The sequence below is a fragment of the Bradyrhizobium sp. LVM 105 genome (assembly GCF_003957705.1).
In the GTDB taxonomy this organism is placed as follows: domain Bacteria; phylum Pseudomonadota; class Alphaproteobacteria; order Rhizobiales; family Xanthobacteraceae; genus Bradyrhizobium; species Bradyrhizobium frederickii.
Genome location: NZ_QZMV01000006.1, coordinates 1 through 12,445, shown reverse-complemented (window position 1 = coordinate 12,445; position 12,445 = coordinate 1). Strand labels below are relative to the sequence as shown.

At 63.5% G+C, this 12,445-nt stretch carries 22 protein-coding genes and 1 pseudogene; 14 read left to right on the top strand and 9 right to left on the bottom strand.

Translation table 11 applies throughout. From position 1 onward, the window contains the following. The first annotated feature begins 23 nt into the window (after positions 1-23). Positions 24-203 (top strand): hypothetical protein, encoded by a 180-nt coding sequence (locus D6B98_RS18190; protein WP_245481419.1) that lies wholly within the window; start codon positions 24-26, stop codon positions 201-203. A gap of 170 nt (positions 204-373) precedes the next feature. After that, the gene (locus D6B98_RS18185) at positions 374-628 is read left to right on the top strand and encodes a hypothetical protein (protein ID WP_126258335.1); all 255 of its coding nucleotides are present in this window, start codon (positions 374-376) and stop codon (positions 626-628) included. A 53-nt stretch (positions 629-681) separates the two neighbouring features. On the opposite strand, the gene D6B98_RS18180 is transcribed toward D6B98_RS18185, so the two are convergent. Beyond that, positions 682-1,251, bottom strand: a complete 570-nt coding sequence (locus D6B98_RS18180; protein ID WP_126258710.1) for a bifunctional transcriptional activator/DNA repair enzyme AdaA — start codon at positions 1,249-1,251, stop codon at positions 682-684. A 129-nt stretch (positions 1,252-1,380) separates the two neighbouring features. Between D6B98_RS18180 and D6B98_RS40880 the strand changes: the two genes are divergently transcribed. The 3 genes from D6B98_RS40880 (at position 1,381) to D6B98_RS18170 (ending at position 2,796) form a co-directional block, all read left to right on the top strand. Beyond that, the gene (locus tag D6B98_RS40880) at positions 1,381-1,638 is read left to right on the top strand and encodes a nuclear transport factor 2-like protein (protein WP_245481418.1); all 258 of its coding nucleotides are present in this window, start codon (positions 1,381-1,383) and stop codon (positions 1,636-1,638) included. Positions 1,639-1,652: 14 nt separating this feature from the next. Further along, a complete protein-coding gene (locus tag D6B98_RS40875) occupies positions 1,653-1,796 on the top strand; it encodes a nuclear transport factor 2 family protein (RefSeq protein ID WP_245481417.1) in 144 nt (47 codons plus the stop codon). An 85-nt stretch (positions 1,797-1,881) separates the two neighbouring features. Continuing rightward, positions 1,882-2,796 (top strand): DMT family transporter, encoded by a 915-nt coding sequence (locus D6B98_RS18170; RefSeq protein ID WP_126258334.1) that lies wholly within the window; start codon positions 1,882-1,884, stop codon positions 2,794-2,796. Positions 2,797-2,802: 6 nt separating this feature from the next. On the opposite strand, the gene D6B98_RS18165 is transcribed toward D6B98_RS18170, so the two are convergent. Continuing rightward, entirely contained in the window at positions 2,803-3,153 is a 351-nt protein-coding gene (locus D6B98_RS18165) for a zinc ribbon domain-containing protein YjdM (RefSeq protein WP_126258333.1), read from the bottom strand. Between the two features lie 111 nt (positions 3,154-3,264). Next, positions 3,265-3,438, bottom strand: a complete 174-nt coding sequence (locus tag D6B98_RS39965) for a hypothetical protein (protein ID WP_164718698.1) — start codon at positions 3,436-3,438, stop codon at positions 3,265-3,267. A 231-nt stretch (positions 3,439-3,669) separates the two neighbouring features. Between D6B98_RS39965 and D6B98_RS18160 the strand changes: the two genes are divergently transcribed. From D6B98_RS18160 to D6B98_RS18145, 4 genes are all read left to right on the top strand, one after another. Continuing rightward, complete coding sequence (locus D6B98_RS18160) at positions 3,670-4,029, top strand: c-type cytochrome (RefSeq protein ID WP_126258332.1); 360 nt, start codon at positions 3,670-3,672, stop codon at positions 4,027-4,029. Between the two features lie 415 nt (positions 4,030-4,444). Then, positions 4,445-4,849, top strand: coding sequence for a VOC family protein (locus tag D6B98_RS18155; protein ID WP_126258331.1), 405 nt, complete (start codon positions 4,445-4,447; stop codon positions 4,847-4,849). 105 nt (positions 4,850-4,954) lie between these two features. Continuing rightward, the gene (locus D6B98_RS18150; protein WP_126258330.1) at positions 4,955-5,620 is read left to right on the top strand and encodes a cell envelope biogenesis protein TolA; all 666 of its coding nucleotides are present in this window, start codon (positions 4,955-4,957) and stop codon (positions 5,618-5,620) included. 174 nt (positions 5,621-5,794) lie between these two features. Then, positions 5,795-6,076 (top strand): hypothetical protein, encoded by a 282-nt coding sequence (locus D6B98_RS18145; RefSeq protein WP_126258329.1) that lies wholly within the window; start codon positions 5,795-5,797, stop codon positions 6,074-6,076. A 171-nt stretch (positions 6,077-6,247) separates the two neighbouring features. Here the strand turns inward: D6B98_RS18145 and D6B98_RS18140 are convergent, their stop codons facing one another. After that, entirely contained in the window at positions 6,248-7,030 is a 783-nt protein-coding gene (locus D6B98_RS18140) for a class I SAM-dependent methyltransferase (protein ID WP_126258328.1), read from the bottom strand. A 109-nt stretch (positions 7,031-7,139) separates the two neighbouring features. Here D6B98_RS18140 and D6B98_RS18135 point away from each other — a divergent pair, with 109 nt between their 5' ends. Then, on the top strand, positions 7,140-7,406 hold the full coding sequence (locus D6B98_RS18135) for a DUF2312 domain-containing protein (protein ID WP_025575662.1): 267 nt from the start codon (positions 7,140-7,142) through the stop codon (positions 7,404-7,406). 165 nt (positions 7,407-7,571) lie between these two features. On the opposite strand, the gene D6B98_RS18130 is transcribed toward D6B98_RS18135, so the two are convergent. Further along, positions 7,572-8,261, bottom strand: coding sequence for a DUF1236 domain-containing protein (locus tag D6B98_RS18130; protein WP_126258327.1), 690 nt, complete (start codon positions 8,259-8,261; stop codon positions 7,572-7,574). Positions 8,262-8,741: 480 nt separating this feature from the next. Between D6B98_RS18130 and D6B98_RS18125 the strand changes: the two genes are divergently transcribed. The 3 genes from D6B98_RS18125 to D6B98_RS18115 all read left to right on the top strand — a co-directional run bounded on the left by D6B98_RS18125 (position 8,742) and on the right by D6B98_RS18115 (position 9,504). Beyond that, positions 8,742-9,047, top strand: coding sequence for a GlsB/YeaQ/YmgE family stress response membrane protein (locus D6B98_RS18125; RefSeq protein ID WP_126258326.1), 306 nt, complete (start codon positions 8,742-8,744; stop codon positions 9,045-9,047). 71 nt (positions 9,048-9,118) lie between these two features. Further along, positions 9,119-9,355, top strand: coding sequence for a hypothetical protein (locus D6B98_RS18120; protein WP_126258325.1), 237 nt, complete (start codon positions 9,119-9,121; stop codon positions 9,353-9,355). Then, entirely contained in the window at positions 9,352-9,504 is a 153-nt protein-coding gene (locus D6B98_RS18115; protein WP_126258324.1) for a GapR family DNA-binding domain-containing protein, read from the top strand. Before D6B98_RS18120 ends, D6B98_RS18115 begins: the two co-directional genes overlap by 4 nt. A 138-nt stretch (positions 9,505-9,642) precedes the next feature. Here D6B98_RS18115 and D6B98_RS18110 read toward each other — a convergent pair whose 3' ends face one another. From D6B98_RS18110 to D6B98_RS18100, 3 genes are all read right to left on the bottom strand, one after another. Beyond that, the gene (locus D6B98_RS18110) at positions 9,643-10,086 is read right to left on the bottom strand and encodes a DUF421 domain-containing protein (protein ID WP_245481416.1); all 444 of its coding nucleotides are present in this window, start codon (positions 10,084-10,086) and stop codon (positions 9,643-9,645) included. 242 nt (positions 10,087-10,328) lie between these two features. Next, on the bottom strand, positions 10,329-10,841 hold the full coding sequence (locus tag D6B98_RS18105) for a ParB N-terminal domain-containing protein (RefSeq protein ID WP_126258322.1): 513 nt from the start codon (positions 10,839-10,841) through the stop codon (positions 10,329-10,331). Between the two features lie 316 nt (positions 10,842-11,157). After that, positions 11,158-11,388: a hypothetical protein gene (locus D6B98_RS18100; RefSeq protein WP_126258321.1), complete on the bottom strand. Its 231-nt coding sequence runs from the start codon at positions 11,386-11,388 to the stop codon at positions 11,158-11,160. A 351-nt stretch (positions 11,389-11,739) separates the two neighbouring features. Between D6B98_RS18100 and D6B98_RS18095 the strand changes: the two genes are divergently transcribed. Beyond that, entirely contained in the window at positions 11,740-12,039 is a 300-nt protein-coding gene (locus tag D6B98_RS18095; RefSeq protein ID WP_126258320.1) for a hypothetical protein, read from the top strand. A gap of 175 nt (positions 12,040-12,214) precedes the next feature. Here D6B98_RS18095 and D6B98_RS40550 read toward each other — a convergent pair. Then, positions 12,215-12,445, bottom strand: a pseudogene (locus D6B98_RS40550) (hypothetical protein); the annotation flags it as partial.

Below are 12,445 nucleotides of genomic sequence, written 5' to 3'. Positions count from 1 at the left end.
TGACGCATGCCTCGCTTCGTCCCATGGACGCCTTCGATCCCACCGAACCCGCCATCCTGCACGACCGCCTCACCGACACGATCGTCACCTGGACTGCTGACCAAGCCGACGACTACAAGCGGGCCAGCCGACCTGGCGCCGATGGAACCGTGGCCTGGAAGAGCTATCTGTTTGATGGCTGGGGCAACGTGCTCGGTGGCTGAGCACTGTCCGCAAATGCGGTTGTCGCGGCCGGCGTGATTCGGCCAACGCGTTGGACACATTAAACATATTGCCATGCGCCGCACGCGCTGTTGCAATGCAGCAGAGCATGTCGCAATGCAGCAAAGCCGGCCTAAATATGCTCCGACCTTCCCCTTCCGGAGTATCACTAATGAACAAGAAGACTTTGTCGATCGCCGCCGCCATTTTGGCGATCACGGGCAGCACCGCGGCTTTCGCCGCCGAGCTGCCGACTTACCAGGCCAACGGATTTCCGGTCTCGCCGCTGCAGGTCCGCGTCCTCGGCGCGGCCCATGTCGAGCAGCAGGCTGCAGCGCCGACCACGGTCGCCTCGGTGCACCAGGCGAAGGTGCTGAGCCCCAGCCATGTGAAGACCGCGGACGTCACCAGGGGCGCGGCCCGCTGAGCTGACACGCGTGAAGGCAGGTGGATCCCGCGGAAGCGCGGGATCCACGGCATCTAAGCCTTGCGCGCGCGCGCGGCGCGCAGGCTTGACGGCGAGCGGCCGTAGAGCTCGGCGAAGGCGGCGTTGAACCTGCGCAGGCTGCCGAACCCGGCCTGGTACGCGATCGCGGTCATGCTGCCGTCGCCCGCATCGAGCAGGCGCTTGGCGCGCTGGACGCGTAGCGTCTTGGCAAGCTGCTGCGGTGTGGCGCCGACGTGGCGCTCGAACAGACGCGCCAGGTGACGTGACGAGATGCCGAGCCGCATCGCGAGATCAACCACCGAGCCTTCGTCCAGCGCGCCGTCATTGATCAGCCTGACGGCCCGCGCCACAGTCGAGCGCGTGCCGTTCCAGGCCGGGCAGAAGGGCGCAGTCTCGGGTCGGCAGCGCAGGCACGGCCCTAAGCCGGCGGCCTCGGCTGCCGCCGCCGTCGGATAATAGACCACGTTGCGCGTCAGCGGCTGCTTGGCCGGACAAACCGGGCGGCAATAGATGGCTGTGGTCTTCACCGCCGTGAAGAAGCGGCCGTCATAGCGGGGATCGCGGCGCAGTCGCGCGGCGTTGCAGACATCGAAGCTCAGCATGGCCGTATAGTAGCGCACGACGACAGTGGCGGAAGGGCTGCGGGATGACCGAGTCCGATTGTGGCGAGCCGCGGCGCAGGTCGCGGCCTAGAAGGCGGTTCTCATCGCAACACAGCCGGAGAGTCCATCGTGACCAGCCCGAGAGACGTCGTACTGAACGCCTGGAAGACCTTTTCGTCGCGCGAACCCGAGCGCATCGCGGCACTGTTCACCGACGACGCCGAATGGATCGCCCCGAAGGGCAATGCCACCGCCATCGCGCTCGACCACACCGATCACATGAAGGGACCGCACCAGATCGCGCGCTTCATCGCGCAGGAGATGCACAGATTGTTCTCGGACACGATATCGCGTTTCGCGGCGTGCATGCCTCCGGAGATGTCGTGATCGTGGAGGAGCGGATGCGCGCCACGCTGCCCGGCGGCAAACCGTACGAGAACGATTATTGCTTCGTGTTCACGGTGGTGGGCGACCGGATCAGGCAGGTGCGGGAATACATGGATACGCGCAAGGGATGGCGCATTGTCTTCGATGAGGGCGCGTGAGACGCGGAGCCGTCATCGCCCTCGCGTGACAGCCCTGCAGCGGCGTGGGTTGAGCGGCTCAGCGCGCCGACCTATCGAGTGATCCATGGATCAGCGGACGAGCGGCGCCGACGCTCAGAGGAAGGATGCCACGCCGGCACTGCTCGGCGTGGTCTGCGGGCTTGCCGCGGCGCTGTTCTGGGCGCTCGGCTTTGCCGCCACGCGGCACGGCCTCAAGGCTGGCTTCACGCCGGTCGATCTCCTGGTGCATCGCTATGTCTGGTCGGGGATCGCGTTCCTGCCCCTGGTATGGCGCGCGGGGATCTCCGATCTTTGCGGCATCGGCTGGAGCAGGGGCCTCGTGCTGATGGTGCTCGGCGGCCCCGTGATGTCGCTGATCTCCTACAGCGGCTTCCTGTTCGTTCCGCTCGGCCATGGCAGCGTGATCCAGCCCTCTTGCGCGACGCTGGGCGGCCTGCTGCTCGCGGCGGTCGTGCTGAAGGAGCGGATCTCCGCCTCGCGGCTTGCCGGCGCGCTCGTCATCGTCGGAGGCCTCGGCGTGATCGGCGCGGAATCGATCGGCCATATCGGCGCCGACGGCATTCAGGGCGACCTGATCTTTGTGCTTGCCGGTTTCATGTTCGCCGGCTTCGGCGCGATGCTGCGCCGCTGGCGCGTCTCGGCCGTGCCGGCTGCACTGGTCATCAACGTGCTGTCGCTGCTGCTCGTGCCGGTCTACGTCGCAACCGTCGGCCTTGCCCACATTGCGGCGATCGGCGTGACCGAGAATGCCATCCAGGCGCTGGCGCAGGGCGTGCTTGCCGGCCCCGCGGCGCTCTATCTCTACGCCGTCTCCGTCCAGCGTCTCGGCGTTGCCCGCGCCGCGGTGTTTCCGGCCTGCGTGCCGGCGCTGACGCTGCTCACCGGCTGGCTGCTGCTCGGCGAGCCACCGACGATGTTGCAGACGGCAGGCCTCGTGACGGTGCTGTGCGGGTTCTATCTGGCGCAGCGGCAGAGCTAGCTGGACTCACGCCTTCCGCACGAACTCCGATTTCAGGTTCATCGCGCCGATGCCGTCGATCTTGCAGGCGATGTTGTGACCGTCGCTGGCATCCTGGAGGCGGATGTTGCGCACCTTGGTGCCGCCCTTGACCACCGAGGATGAGCCCTTGATCTTCAGATCCTTGATCACGATGACGCTGTCGCCGTCCGCGAGCGCGTTGCCGTTGGCATCGCGCACGCCGGCATCCGGCGCGGTCTCCGCGGCCGCCTCCGCCGCACCGCTCCATTCATGGCCGCATTCCGGGCAGACCCAGAGATCGCGGTCCTGATAGGCGTGCTCGGAGCTGCAGGCGGGGCATTTCATCGTGTCGGTCATGGCAAGTCTCGTCTCAACGGTTCGTTCGCGGCGCGACCGTAGAGGCGGGAACCGGGAAAGCAAGGAAAAGCTGCAAGCCGCGCGGGCAGGGCTTCGCCTGCCGGTGCGATATCACCGAAACAGCGCAACGAAGATCACGTAGAGCCAGCCCAGGATGCCGTGGATGATCGCCCACAGGATCGAATGGTTGTCGGCGTAGGAGATCGCGATGGCGAGCGCCGAGCCGAAGCCGACGCCGTATTTCGCGCCCTCGACGCGAACGCCGTAATAGCGGTTGCCGTTCATGGTGATGCCTCCTGACGTCGATTGAGCGCGAGCTGATGCATTCGCCTTGATCCTGGCGAGCGGCATGATCGATCAGGCATACTTGCGCGCGCGGGTTGAGCTGCGTCAACGGCATCGCGAGCAAGGGGCGAATCGACAGCCCTGATCGGCTCCGTCCTTGACGCAGATCAACTTGGCCCTGCCGTGCAAACCTAAGCTGCTCCGATGATTCAATCACGGTGAGGTTGGGCGATGTCGCATAGTGCTCGAATCCATCTCGGCCTCGCTCTCCTGATCGCGTTGTCGGTGCTGTTCCTGTTCAGCATGGTCCACACCGCCGCGGGCGCCCCGCGGTCCGGCCCCCGTGCGGTCGCCGACGGGCATCGCCTGGCGCAGGCATGGTGCCAGACCTGCCACGCGGTCGAGCCGGGCATGGCCGGATGGTTCGACGATGCCCCGAGCTTCCAGGCCATCGCCGACCGCAGCGGCACCACCGCGCTGTCGCTCAAGGTGTTCTGGCGGACCAGTCACCAGAACATGCCGAACCTCGTGATCTCGCCGGAACAGGCGGATGTGCTGTCGGCCTATATCCTCAGCCTCAGGGGCAGGTGAGGCACCTCGCCAGCACGATTTCGCGAAAACAACCCCATGCACAGTAGAGGGGGCCTTGATAAGGCTCGCTTTTTCAGTTGCGCCGAAATTCCTTTGAGGCGTCGGGCAAAACAGGGGCATCATGCAATGGTGCCCGTCCGGTGACGAGGCGATCGCATCTGAGCGCGACGTGTGTGGCCATCCTTCGAGACGCCCGCTTGATGCGGGCTCCTCAGGATGAGGACGGAAGGCGTGGCGGCAGTCGCAACGGATGCCATGCCGCTTAGCCTCGTCCTGAGGAGGCGCGTAAGCGCCGTCTCGAAGGACGAGGCGCGCGGGCCGGCAGACGCTGCAGCGCGAACGTGCGGCATCATCCCGGATGACGCTGACGCGCCATCAGGCTAGGCTCGCGACGCAAATGCGCAGCGAGTCCGACATGAGCTTCCTCCTCAACATCGACGTCCCCGATATCGAGCAAGCCACCAGCTTCTACACCGAGGCCTTTGGCCTCACGGTCGGCCGCCGCTTCGGCGCCGGCTTCGTCGAGCTGCTCGGCTGGCCGGCGCCGGTCTATCTCCTGACCAAGCAGGCCGGCACGGTGGGCGCCGGCGGCGACCGCCGCCGCTACGAACGGCACTGGACGCCCGTGCATGTCGACGTCGTGGTCGAGAATGTCGATGCGGCCGTCGAACGCGCGCAGCGCGCCGGCGCGATCCTGGAGGTGCCGGCGCGCGATGCGCCCTATGGCCGGATCGCGATGCTGGCCGATCCGTTCGGGCACGGCTTCTGTCTGCTGGCGTTCAGCGAGAAGGGATACGATGCGTTGCTGGAGAGTTCGTAGTTCGTAGCCCGGATGAGCGAAGCGACATCCGGGAATTGCCTTCGGCGGGATGAGTCCCGGATATCGCTTCGCTCATCCGGGCTACGGGGCGACAATCGGGGCGACATGCCAAAGCGAGCGAAAAGCAAACCGACACGGAAGCTGAAGACCTACCAGACCTCGCTCGGCTTCTACGACCAGGCCATCGCCGCGCCCTCGATGAAGGCGGCGCTTGAGGCCTGGGGCGCCAGCTCCAATCTGTTCCATCAGGGCGCCGCGAAGGAGACTGACGACCCCGACATCGTCGCGGCCACGCTGGCGAAGCCGGGCATCGTGCTCAGGCGCCCGGTCGGATCCGACGGGCCGTTCACGGAGAGTGCCGAGCTGCCCACCGATCTTGCCGAGGATGATTCCAGGCCCAAGCGCAAGCCCAGCAAGCGTCCGGCCAAGACAGCTAACAGGACCGCAAACAGGACCGCCAAGGAGCCGTCGCGCAAGCTCGACGAGCAGGCGGCCCGCAAGGCCGCCGCGGCGTTCGAGCAGGAGGAGCGGCGGCGCGAGGCCGCGCGCCGCAAGGAGGAGGCCGCCCGCGCCAACGAGCGCGCGCGCCGCGACAAGGCAGTCGCTGCAGCGGAAGCGGCGCTGGACAAAGCGAGGCGGGAGCACGAGGCGAAGGCGGAGGAGATCGAAGCCGCGCGGGCCGCGCTCGAGGAGCGCGCCGAGGCCGAAGAGACCCGCTGGGACATGCAGCGGAAAACGCTGGAGCAAGCCCTCCGCCGCGCGCGTGAGTGAGGTTGAGCGGCAATCGCGCCTTGCTGAAGCTTGCTGCCGCGCTACTCCTCCCTCATCCCGAGGAGCCCGCCAAAGCGGGCGTCTCGAAGGATGGCCGCACAAAAGAGCTCGCGCGAAATTTGCTTGCCTTGCCGAACATCCTTTTGCACTCTTCGCTGCGAAGGAGACCAACGCATGACAAAATTGACCGCCGCCTGCGCGCTCGGAACCGCCCTGGTGCTGTGCAGCCTTGCAACCTCCGGCGCCGAGGCGCGGACGCGCAAAGCCGTCGTCGTCCGCGCACCGCAAGAGCGGATTATCGTCACGGCGCCGGTGCTGAGGCCGACGCCGTGGGACTACAACATCGTTCCGCGCTATCGCTATCGCCCCGAGGACGACAAGGTCGATCCCTACGGCCCGCCGCTGGTGCCGTCGTATGTGCGCTACGAGGGCTGGCGCTGGCCGTATTGGTGGTAGGTCACGACAATTCGTAGGGTGGGCAAAGGCGCGCTTGCGCCGTGCCCACGAATTGTCTCCGACATGATCAAGGTCGTGGGCACGCTTCCGCCTTCGCTCTTCGAGCTACGGCGGACAAGTCGCTTTGCCCACCCTACGGCACCGCGCAAGCGCAGCTAACGCTCTACATCTTCAGTCCGGCTTGCGTCCGCTGATGGCGTGCGCGCGGGCGCTGTAGGTGATGCTTCCGTCGGCATCAGTGGGCAGTCGCGCCGTCACACGCTGCATGAGCGCGGTGACATCGGCTGGCGGCATGGCCGCGATAACAGGTGCGATAGAGGGGGCTTTCGTCTCCACGGTCCAGAACGCGTCGAAATCGGCAAACGTCCGCTGCACAATGATCTCGCGGGTCTCGATCTGCCGCAGGCCCGCCGCGCTCCAGAGGCCCTGAAGCGCCGTGAGAGTGGACACCTCCATATGCGCCGGACGGGTCGGCGCCAGCCCCATCGCGCGCATCTCGTCGAGGATCGGATCGAGCGGAAATCCGCCGCCCAGCATGTCCCACATGTAGGTCGCAACGAGGCCGCCGGGACGAACGATCCGCGCCAATTCCGCGACGCCTTTCGACGGGTCCGGCACGAACACGAGGACCAATGCCATCACCGCGAGATCGAAGCTTGCGGCTGGAAAGGGCAGTGCCATGGCATCGCCGGTTTGAAACACGGCGCCGTGCGCACCGGGACGCGCGCGGGCAAAGGCGAGCTGTCCCTCCGAGGGATCGATGCCCTGCACGTCACTGGGGGCGCAACGCGCCACAATGAGCTCGGTGAAGGCGCCGCTGCCGCAGCCGACATCGATCCAGCGCAGCCCTTGTTCGGGCTTGAGCCAATCGAGAAAGACCTCGCCGACCGAACGGCTCCAGACGCCCATCACCTGCTCATAGGCGGCACCGTCATCGAAGCGAAGCTCGGGCATGGAACGGCTCCCTCGGCGTTTTCCACAAGGCAATGCGGGGGCGGCGAGGTTAACACATTGGTTATTTCTTTGCGGTCATTTTCGCGACCTCAGTCAGCGAGGAGGCACCATGTCCGACATCACCATTCCCGGCGGCAAGATCCGTTCCTTCGTCGAGCGGATCGAGAACCTCGACAGCGAAATGCAGGAGTTGAGCGAACAGAAGAAGGAAGTCTTCGCGGAAGCCAAGGGCGAGGGCTTTGACGTGAAGATCCTGAAAGAGATCATCAAGCTGCGCAAGGAAGACAAGAACGAGCGCGACGAGCGCGAAAGCCTGCTCGATCTCTACATGCGCGCGATGGAGACGGCCTCGCCGGAGCAAGCGAAGGCGGCGTGAGACGATCGGGTTGATCGGTGAGGAGAGGTAGCCGCGATCTGCGGATTGCGACTATCGTTTCGGCGCGGCCAGGCGAGAGCGGCCTGGTGGATCGCCTGGGGCGGAACGATGAAAGGGCGGCTATGGGCCGCCCTTTCTGTTTGTGCGTGAGCCGTCGGTTTGTGCTTAGCCCTCGATGATATAGACGATCTCGTGGGTGTGCGGACGAAGGATGACGTACCTGCCGTTGACCAGGATGAACTCGTATCCGCGCCACTCCGGATAGATTTCGACGATACGGCTCGGCAACGCATGATAACGGACGCTTGTCGGGACGACGGTGCCGATCGATACGTTGAAGTTCACGTTGGTGACTTCCTCGACCTTCACCTGCTTGATGGCCGAAGTGATCTGGGTTCGCTTTTCGGCCGGAGGCGCGGCGACTGCCGTGGTCGCGGCATTGCCGGTGGTCTTGCCTTCCGGCGCGGCAGGCTTGCTCTCGGCGGTCGGCGTCTTCACGTCCTTTGTGGTGGCGGAATCGGTCGCCTTTGTCTTCCCATCGGCCTTCATCTCGCCGGTCGTCTTGCTGTCGGCGGTCGACTTGGTTTCGGAAGGCGAATTCTTCACGTCCTTCGACGTGGTCGGCGGGGCCATTCCTTCAGCGGCCTTCGGCTTGCCGTCGACCTTTGCGTCACCGAGGTGCTTTGCATCGGGCGCGCCCTTTGCTGCGGGCGCATTCATCGGTGCCGCGCTGTCAGCTTTCGGCGAAACGGCAGCGGGGGACTCCGCACCCTTTGCTCCGCCTTGAGCCATCGCAAGACCGGTCGCTGCAAACAGGGCCGCAACGGCGACTGAAGCCATCAAAGTATGTCTCATCTGATTTTTTCCAATTCAATGTGAATATTGATGCCGACGAGGGTCAGCCATGGAGAGCAAACGGCCCCGACCGTACGAAGTTCCGTTTCTATTTCTGGTTTAATGACGATCGATGCATCGTTATCGAAACGCCGGCAAAAACCGGAAAAAGAGTGACGTTTGCGGTCTCATTTCCGGTGCGGGCCTGAAAAGAATCGACATATTCAAATATAAGTTGTGTGCGGAGGAACCGTTGGCTTTTGCACCTGTTGAGCCGATGATCCGGCGCGCAGCGAGATCGAACTTCCGATCCTGAATCCCTGCAGCGACAAAAAGACCGCATTCGCCTTGCTGGAGCGGCTCGGGCACAACGCCTTTATCCTCCGTGCGTACCAACCGGAAACTGTCCGGACGGCGCGATGCGGCAATGCGATTCAGATCGGCCGCAGACCGGCTTGCACAGACCCACCGTCATTCAGACCTAACGATTGAGGTAGCAAAATGCATATGTCGAGCGAAAGTCTCTTGGTCATCCTGTTTGTAGGTCTCATCGCCGGCTGGCTGGCGGGCCAGATCGTCCGCGGCACCGGCTTTGGGATCGTCGGCGATATCATCGTCGGAATCCTCGGCGCGTTTGTCGGCAGCTGGTTGTTGCCTCAGCTCGGCGTGCATCTGGGCAGCGGCATGATCAGCGCGATCGTCAACGCCACCATCGGCGCGGTGCTGCTGCTCCTGGTCGTCCGCCTGGTCCGCGGTGGCGGTGGCTGGGGAAGCAGCTGGCGCGGGAGCTGGGGGCGGCGCTGGTGACCCATGCTGAATAAGCGACATCGCGCGCCGGCAAGACGCGGACGCGCGGTGACCTCCGGATCGGTGCCACCATGCTAGACTTTTCGAATGCATCATTTTCGCCTGAAACGATCGAGGTCATGAAAGCTGCGCTGGAGGCGGCGGTGGCGTCGCTGCCTGCCCCGGTCGGCTCCGCGCATGTTCAGGCGATCGCGGAATCGATCCTCCGCACCGCGAAGGAGGGCGAACGAGACCCCGTTGTCCTGCAGCGCATGGCGTTGATGGAGCTTCAGATCTCGACGCGTTGTGATGCCGATCGGCGAAGTTGAGTGCTGGCACACCAAGGGCGAGGGGGTTTTACGTCAAGATCCTCAACGAGTTCATCAAGCTGCGCAAGGAAGACAAGAACGCGCGCGAAAGCCTGCTCGATCTCTACATGCGCGCGATGGGATGGAGACGGCCTCGCCGGAGCAGGTGAGGGCGGCGTGAGACGATCGGGTTGGTCGGCGAGGAGAGGTAAAGTCCAGGATTCATTCTCGAGCGAGAGATGGCCGATCTCGGCCAAGGCGCTCGATCTTCTGAACGGCTTTCCTCTCGGCCGCCGAGACATCGCGTATCACTTTTCCTTCTTTTTCACGCTGATGTTGCCGTCGCCTTCGATATAGGCCTCGATCACGTCCGCAGGGCTCTCGACGCCTTCTTCCCGGAGCTTGCTCAGCAACTCGTCCATCGTAACCAGCTCCTGGCGCAAATGGCGGCGAAGGACCTGGCCGTTCTTGATCAGAAGCAGCGGCGGGGGCCGAACAAGCCGCTCCACGAAGGGCACGCGATAACCGAGCCAATCGATGGCAAAGTTCCAGAAGACAATGGTGGCAACGAGCACCAGACCTTCGGTGATCGATCGGTATTCACCTGCCATGCCGTTTTGTGCGGCGTCGGCCAGAAGCACGACGAGCAGCACGTCCGGGATGCTGATTCCGCCGGTCTGTCGCTTCAGGATGAGGCGCATCAAGATGAAGATGCCGAAATACATGATGGTGCCCCGCACCAGCATTTCCATGAGCGAATGCGTCGGAGCAAAGATCTCGTGCCATGGCAGCTGAAAGTTCAACATGGGGCCTCGCATCTGGACAGAAGCATCGTGCTACCACGTCGAGATGACCTGGTGGATCAACACTGAACCTCTCACCCTCGTAGGATGGGTAGAGCGAAGCGAAACCCATCAATTGCCGTCGCGGAACGATGGGTTTCGCAAGGGCTCTACCCATCCTACGAACTGCTTCCATGGCAACAAGCCGGCAATCAATAGCGGCCGCCGCTGCCCTTTTGCTGCGTGATCCAGTCCGACAACGTTTTCGGTGTCGATTTCGCAGTCCGGCCGGGCGATGCCTTCGGATTGTCGCGGACGCCTTTCGTCGCACGGGCGCGCGGCGCTTGCGTTGCGTTGACGCTCAAGGCAACCGTCGATGCTTCTGCGGCTTCCTTCTCGAGGCGCAACTGTTTCAATCGCGCCATCTTGATGCGCTCCGCCTCGACTTCAGGTCGCTCGGCGAGCAGCGGCTTGGTTTGAGCCAACTCAGCCGGGACCAGGACGCCGAGAATGGTCGTCTCGCCGAGCGCCTTGCAGGCTTCGAGCCGATGCAGTCCCTCGACCAGAACGAGGCGGTCTCCGTCGAGCCGAACGGAAATGGGGGCCTGTTGTCCGATGTCCAGAATACTTTCCGCGATCTCCGCCACGGTCTCGGGCTTGATGGCTTTCTTCTGCTTCGTGGAAACGAAGATTTTCTCGATCGGGAAGCTCTCCGGTTTGGGCATAGTCTGACTCCGCTTGTACCGGGCCGTCGGAACCTATGCCGGTGGAGTCAGGAGTTTAGGAGGGATGGGCTCGACCGCAAAGGCAATTCAGCTCGTAGGATGGGTAGAGCGAGAAGCGAAACCCATCAATCACCGTCATGGAATGATGGGTTTCGAACGGGCTCTGCCCATCCTACGAACTGTTACCGCAATCATCGGTTCACCGATCCTGATCGAACAGTCGTGATCACTGTTGCCTTGCGGCATGATCTGTTGCGAAACGCCCGCTCATGGCGTTGCGGCGACTCGCGCAGCGTAGCCCACCCTGTTCCTACGGCTAAAAGCTCGCGCCCGACGCCATCAGCACGGCACCGGCGGCCATCAGAACGATTCCCGGCCAGTTCGATGCGATCCCAAGAAATCCCAGGCCGCGGCGAGGCGGCTCCAGCGTGCCGCGAACCGGTCGAGCGGAATCCCGACCGCTAAGGGGCCCCCGCCAAATCGTGGTGCGCAGCATGTACAGGAGTCCGCCAAAGATGAGCAGCGCGCCAAGTCCCGTCAGGAACATTTTCGCCTCTCAACTTGTCACTGCCCATCCGTAACCGAGGCAGTACATTTCAAAGCAACAGCGGACGAATAAGTTCCGCTACTCAAGCGCCGCGGGATGGGTTGGGGCCTTGCAAGACCCTTCCAAGACCCTTCACTTTCGGCGCAGCAGTCGATGGGTATCACTTCCGCGTTCGCTCGCCGAGCTACGGTGGATAAGCCGCTCTATGCCTCACATCCTGGGGGCCGACCGTTGGCTCATTCCTGCCGGCTCTCGCTGGTGGGAGATCCCACACTCATGAAAAATTCGTTCAGAGGAACGGGGCGTTGGGTCCATTCATTGCATTGCGGGGGCTTTTGTGAGGAGGACGTCATGAAAGCAATGATCATTGCGCTTTCGGCTGCCGTTGTCATGGCTACAGCCCCAGCCGTGTTTGCTCAGGGTGTATCGAGCAAGACGCCGGGTCATGAGATGCAGCAAATGGGTTCCAAGAAGGGCGAGCCGGGCGCTTCCAGCTATGCTCCTGGACATAAGAAGAAGCACGCCAAGTCCTCGAAGAGCACCGGCCCCGGTGCCTCGAGCTACGCTCCAGGACAAACCACAGGACAAACCACAGGACAAACCACCGGCGCGAGCACGAGGCCGACCACCGGCTCGAAGTCAGGGTACTGAACTCCAGGCGGTCCTCAAGCGCGTAAGGTGGGTTAGCTCCGCGACGGCGCAAAGCGCAGTTCGCGTGGCGTAACCCACCTCCTTCATCTCGGCGCGCGGACCATCAACGAATGATGGGTTTCGCAAGGATATTGCCCATCCCACGGGCTTCCGGCCCCGCGATAGGCAGCTGCCGTTAGTGACGTATCCCGCGGATTTCGAGCGTCGTCTGGGTGATCCTGGCCACGAACCCCTCAAAATGCATGACCCTTTGTCTGGTCAATTGTTCATGCAACTCGGTGATCTTCTGGGATTCGGCGACAAACGAATCGCACGCCTGCTTCGCGTACTGAGCTGGTCCCGCAAATCTGAACAGCGCGATAAGTGGAGTTTCTGCCTGACGGCGGGCAAGATTGACCCGCGAATC

Coding starts and splice junctions, on each gene's coding strand:
- D6B98_RS18135 (WP_025575662.1), top strand. CDS start 7,140: ATGTCCGACATCACCATTCCCGGCGGCAAGATCCGTTCCTTCGTCGAG.
- D6B98_RS18160 (WP_126258332.1), top strand. CDS start 3,670: ATGTCGCATAGTGCTCGAATCCATCTCGGCCTCGCTCTCCTGATCGCG.
- D6B98_RS18140 (WP_126258328.1), bottom strand. CDS start 7,030: ATGCCCGAGCTTCGCTTCGATGACGGTGCCGCCTATGAGCAGGTGATG.
- D6B98_RS18180 (WP_126258710.1), bottom strand. CDS start 1,251: ATGCTGAGCTTCGATGTCTGCAACGCCGCGCGACTGCGCCGCGATCCC.
- D6B98_RS18100 (WP_126258321.1), bottom strand. CDS start 11,388: ATGTTCCTGACGGGACTTGGCGCGCTGCTCATCTTTGGCGGACTCCTG.
- D6B98_RS18190 (WP_245481419.1), top strand. CDS start 24: ATGGACGCCTTCGATCCCACCGAACCCGCCATCCTGCACGACCGCCTC.
- D6B98_RS18120 (WP_126258325.1), top strand. CDS start 9,119: ATGCTAGACTTTTCGAATGCATCATTTTCGCCTGAAACGATCGAGGTC.
- D6B98_RS40875 (WP_245481417.1), top strand. CDS start 1,653: ATGCGCGCCACGCTGCCCGGCGGCAAACCGTACGAGAACGATTATTGC.
- D6B98_RS39965 (WP_164718698.1), bottom strand. CDS start 3,438: ATGAACGGCAACCGCTATTACGGCGTTCGCGTCGAGGGCGCGAAATAC.
- D6B98_RS18165 (WP_126258333.1), bottom strand. CDS start 3,153: ATGACCGACACGATGAAATGCCCCGCCTGCAGCTCCGAGCACGCCTAT.
- D6B98_RS18095 (WP_126258320.1), top strand. CDS start 11,740: ATGAAAGCAATGATCATTGCGCTTTCGGCTGCCGTTGTCATGGCTACA.
- D6B98_RS18105 (WP_126258322.1), bottom strand. CDS start 10,841: ATGCCCAAACCGGAGAGCTTCCCGATCGAGAAAATCTTCGTTTCCACG.
- D6B98_RS18145 (WP_126258329.1), top strand. CDS start 5,795: ATGACAAAATTGACCGCCGCCTGCGCGCTCGGAACCGCCCTGGTGCTG.
- D6B98_RS18150 (WP_126258330.1), top strand. CDS start 4,955: ATGCCAAAGCGAGCGAAAAGCAAACCGACACGGAAGCTGAAGACCTAC.
- D6B98_RS18110 (WP_245481416.1), bottom strand. CDS start 10,086: ATGGAAATGCTGGTGCGGGGCACCATCATGTATTTCGGCATCTTCATC.
- D6B98_RS18170 (WP_126258334.1), top strand. CDS start 1,882: ATGGATCAGCGGACGAGCGGCGCCGACGCTCAGAGGAAGGATGCCACG.
- D6B98_RS18155 (WP_126258331.1), top strand. CDS start 4,445: ATGAGCTTCCTCCTCAACATCGACGTCCCCGATATCGAGCAAGCCACC.
- D6B98_RS18130 (WP_126258327.1), bottom strand. CDS start 8,261: ATGAGACATACTTTGATGGCTTCAGTCGCCGTTGCGGCCCTGTTTGCA.
- D6B98_RS18125 (WP_126258326.1), top strand. CDS start 8,742: ATGCATATGTCGAGCGAAAGTCTCTTGGTCATCCTGTTTGTAGGTCTC.
- D6B98_RS18185 (WP_126258335.1), top strand. CDS start 374: ATGAACAAGAAGACTTTGTCGATCGCCGCCGCCATTTTGGCGATCACG.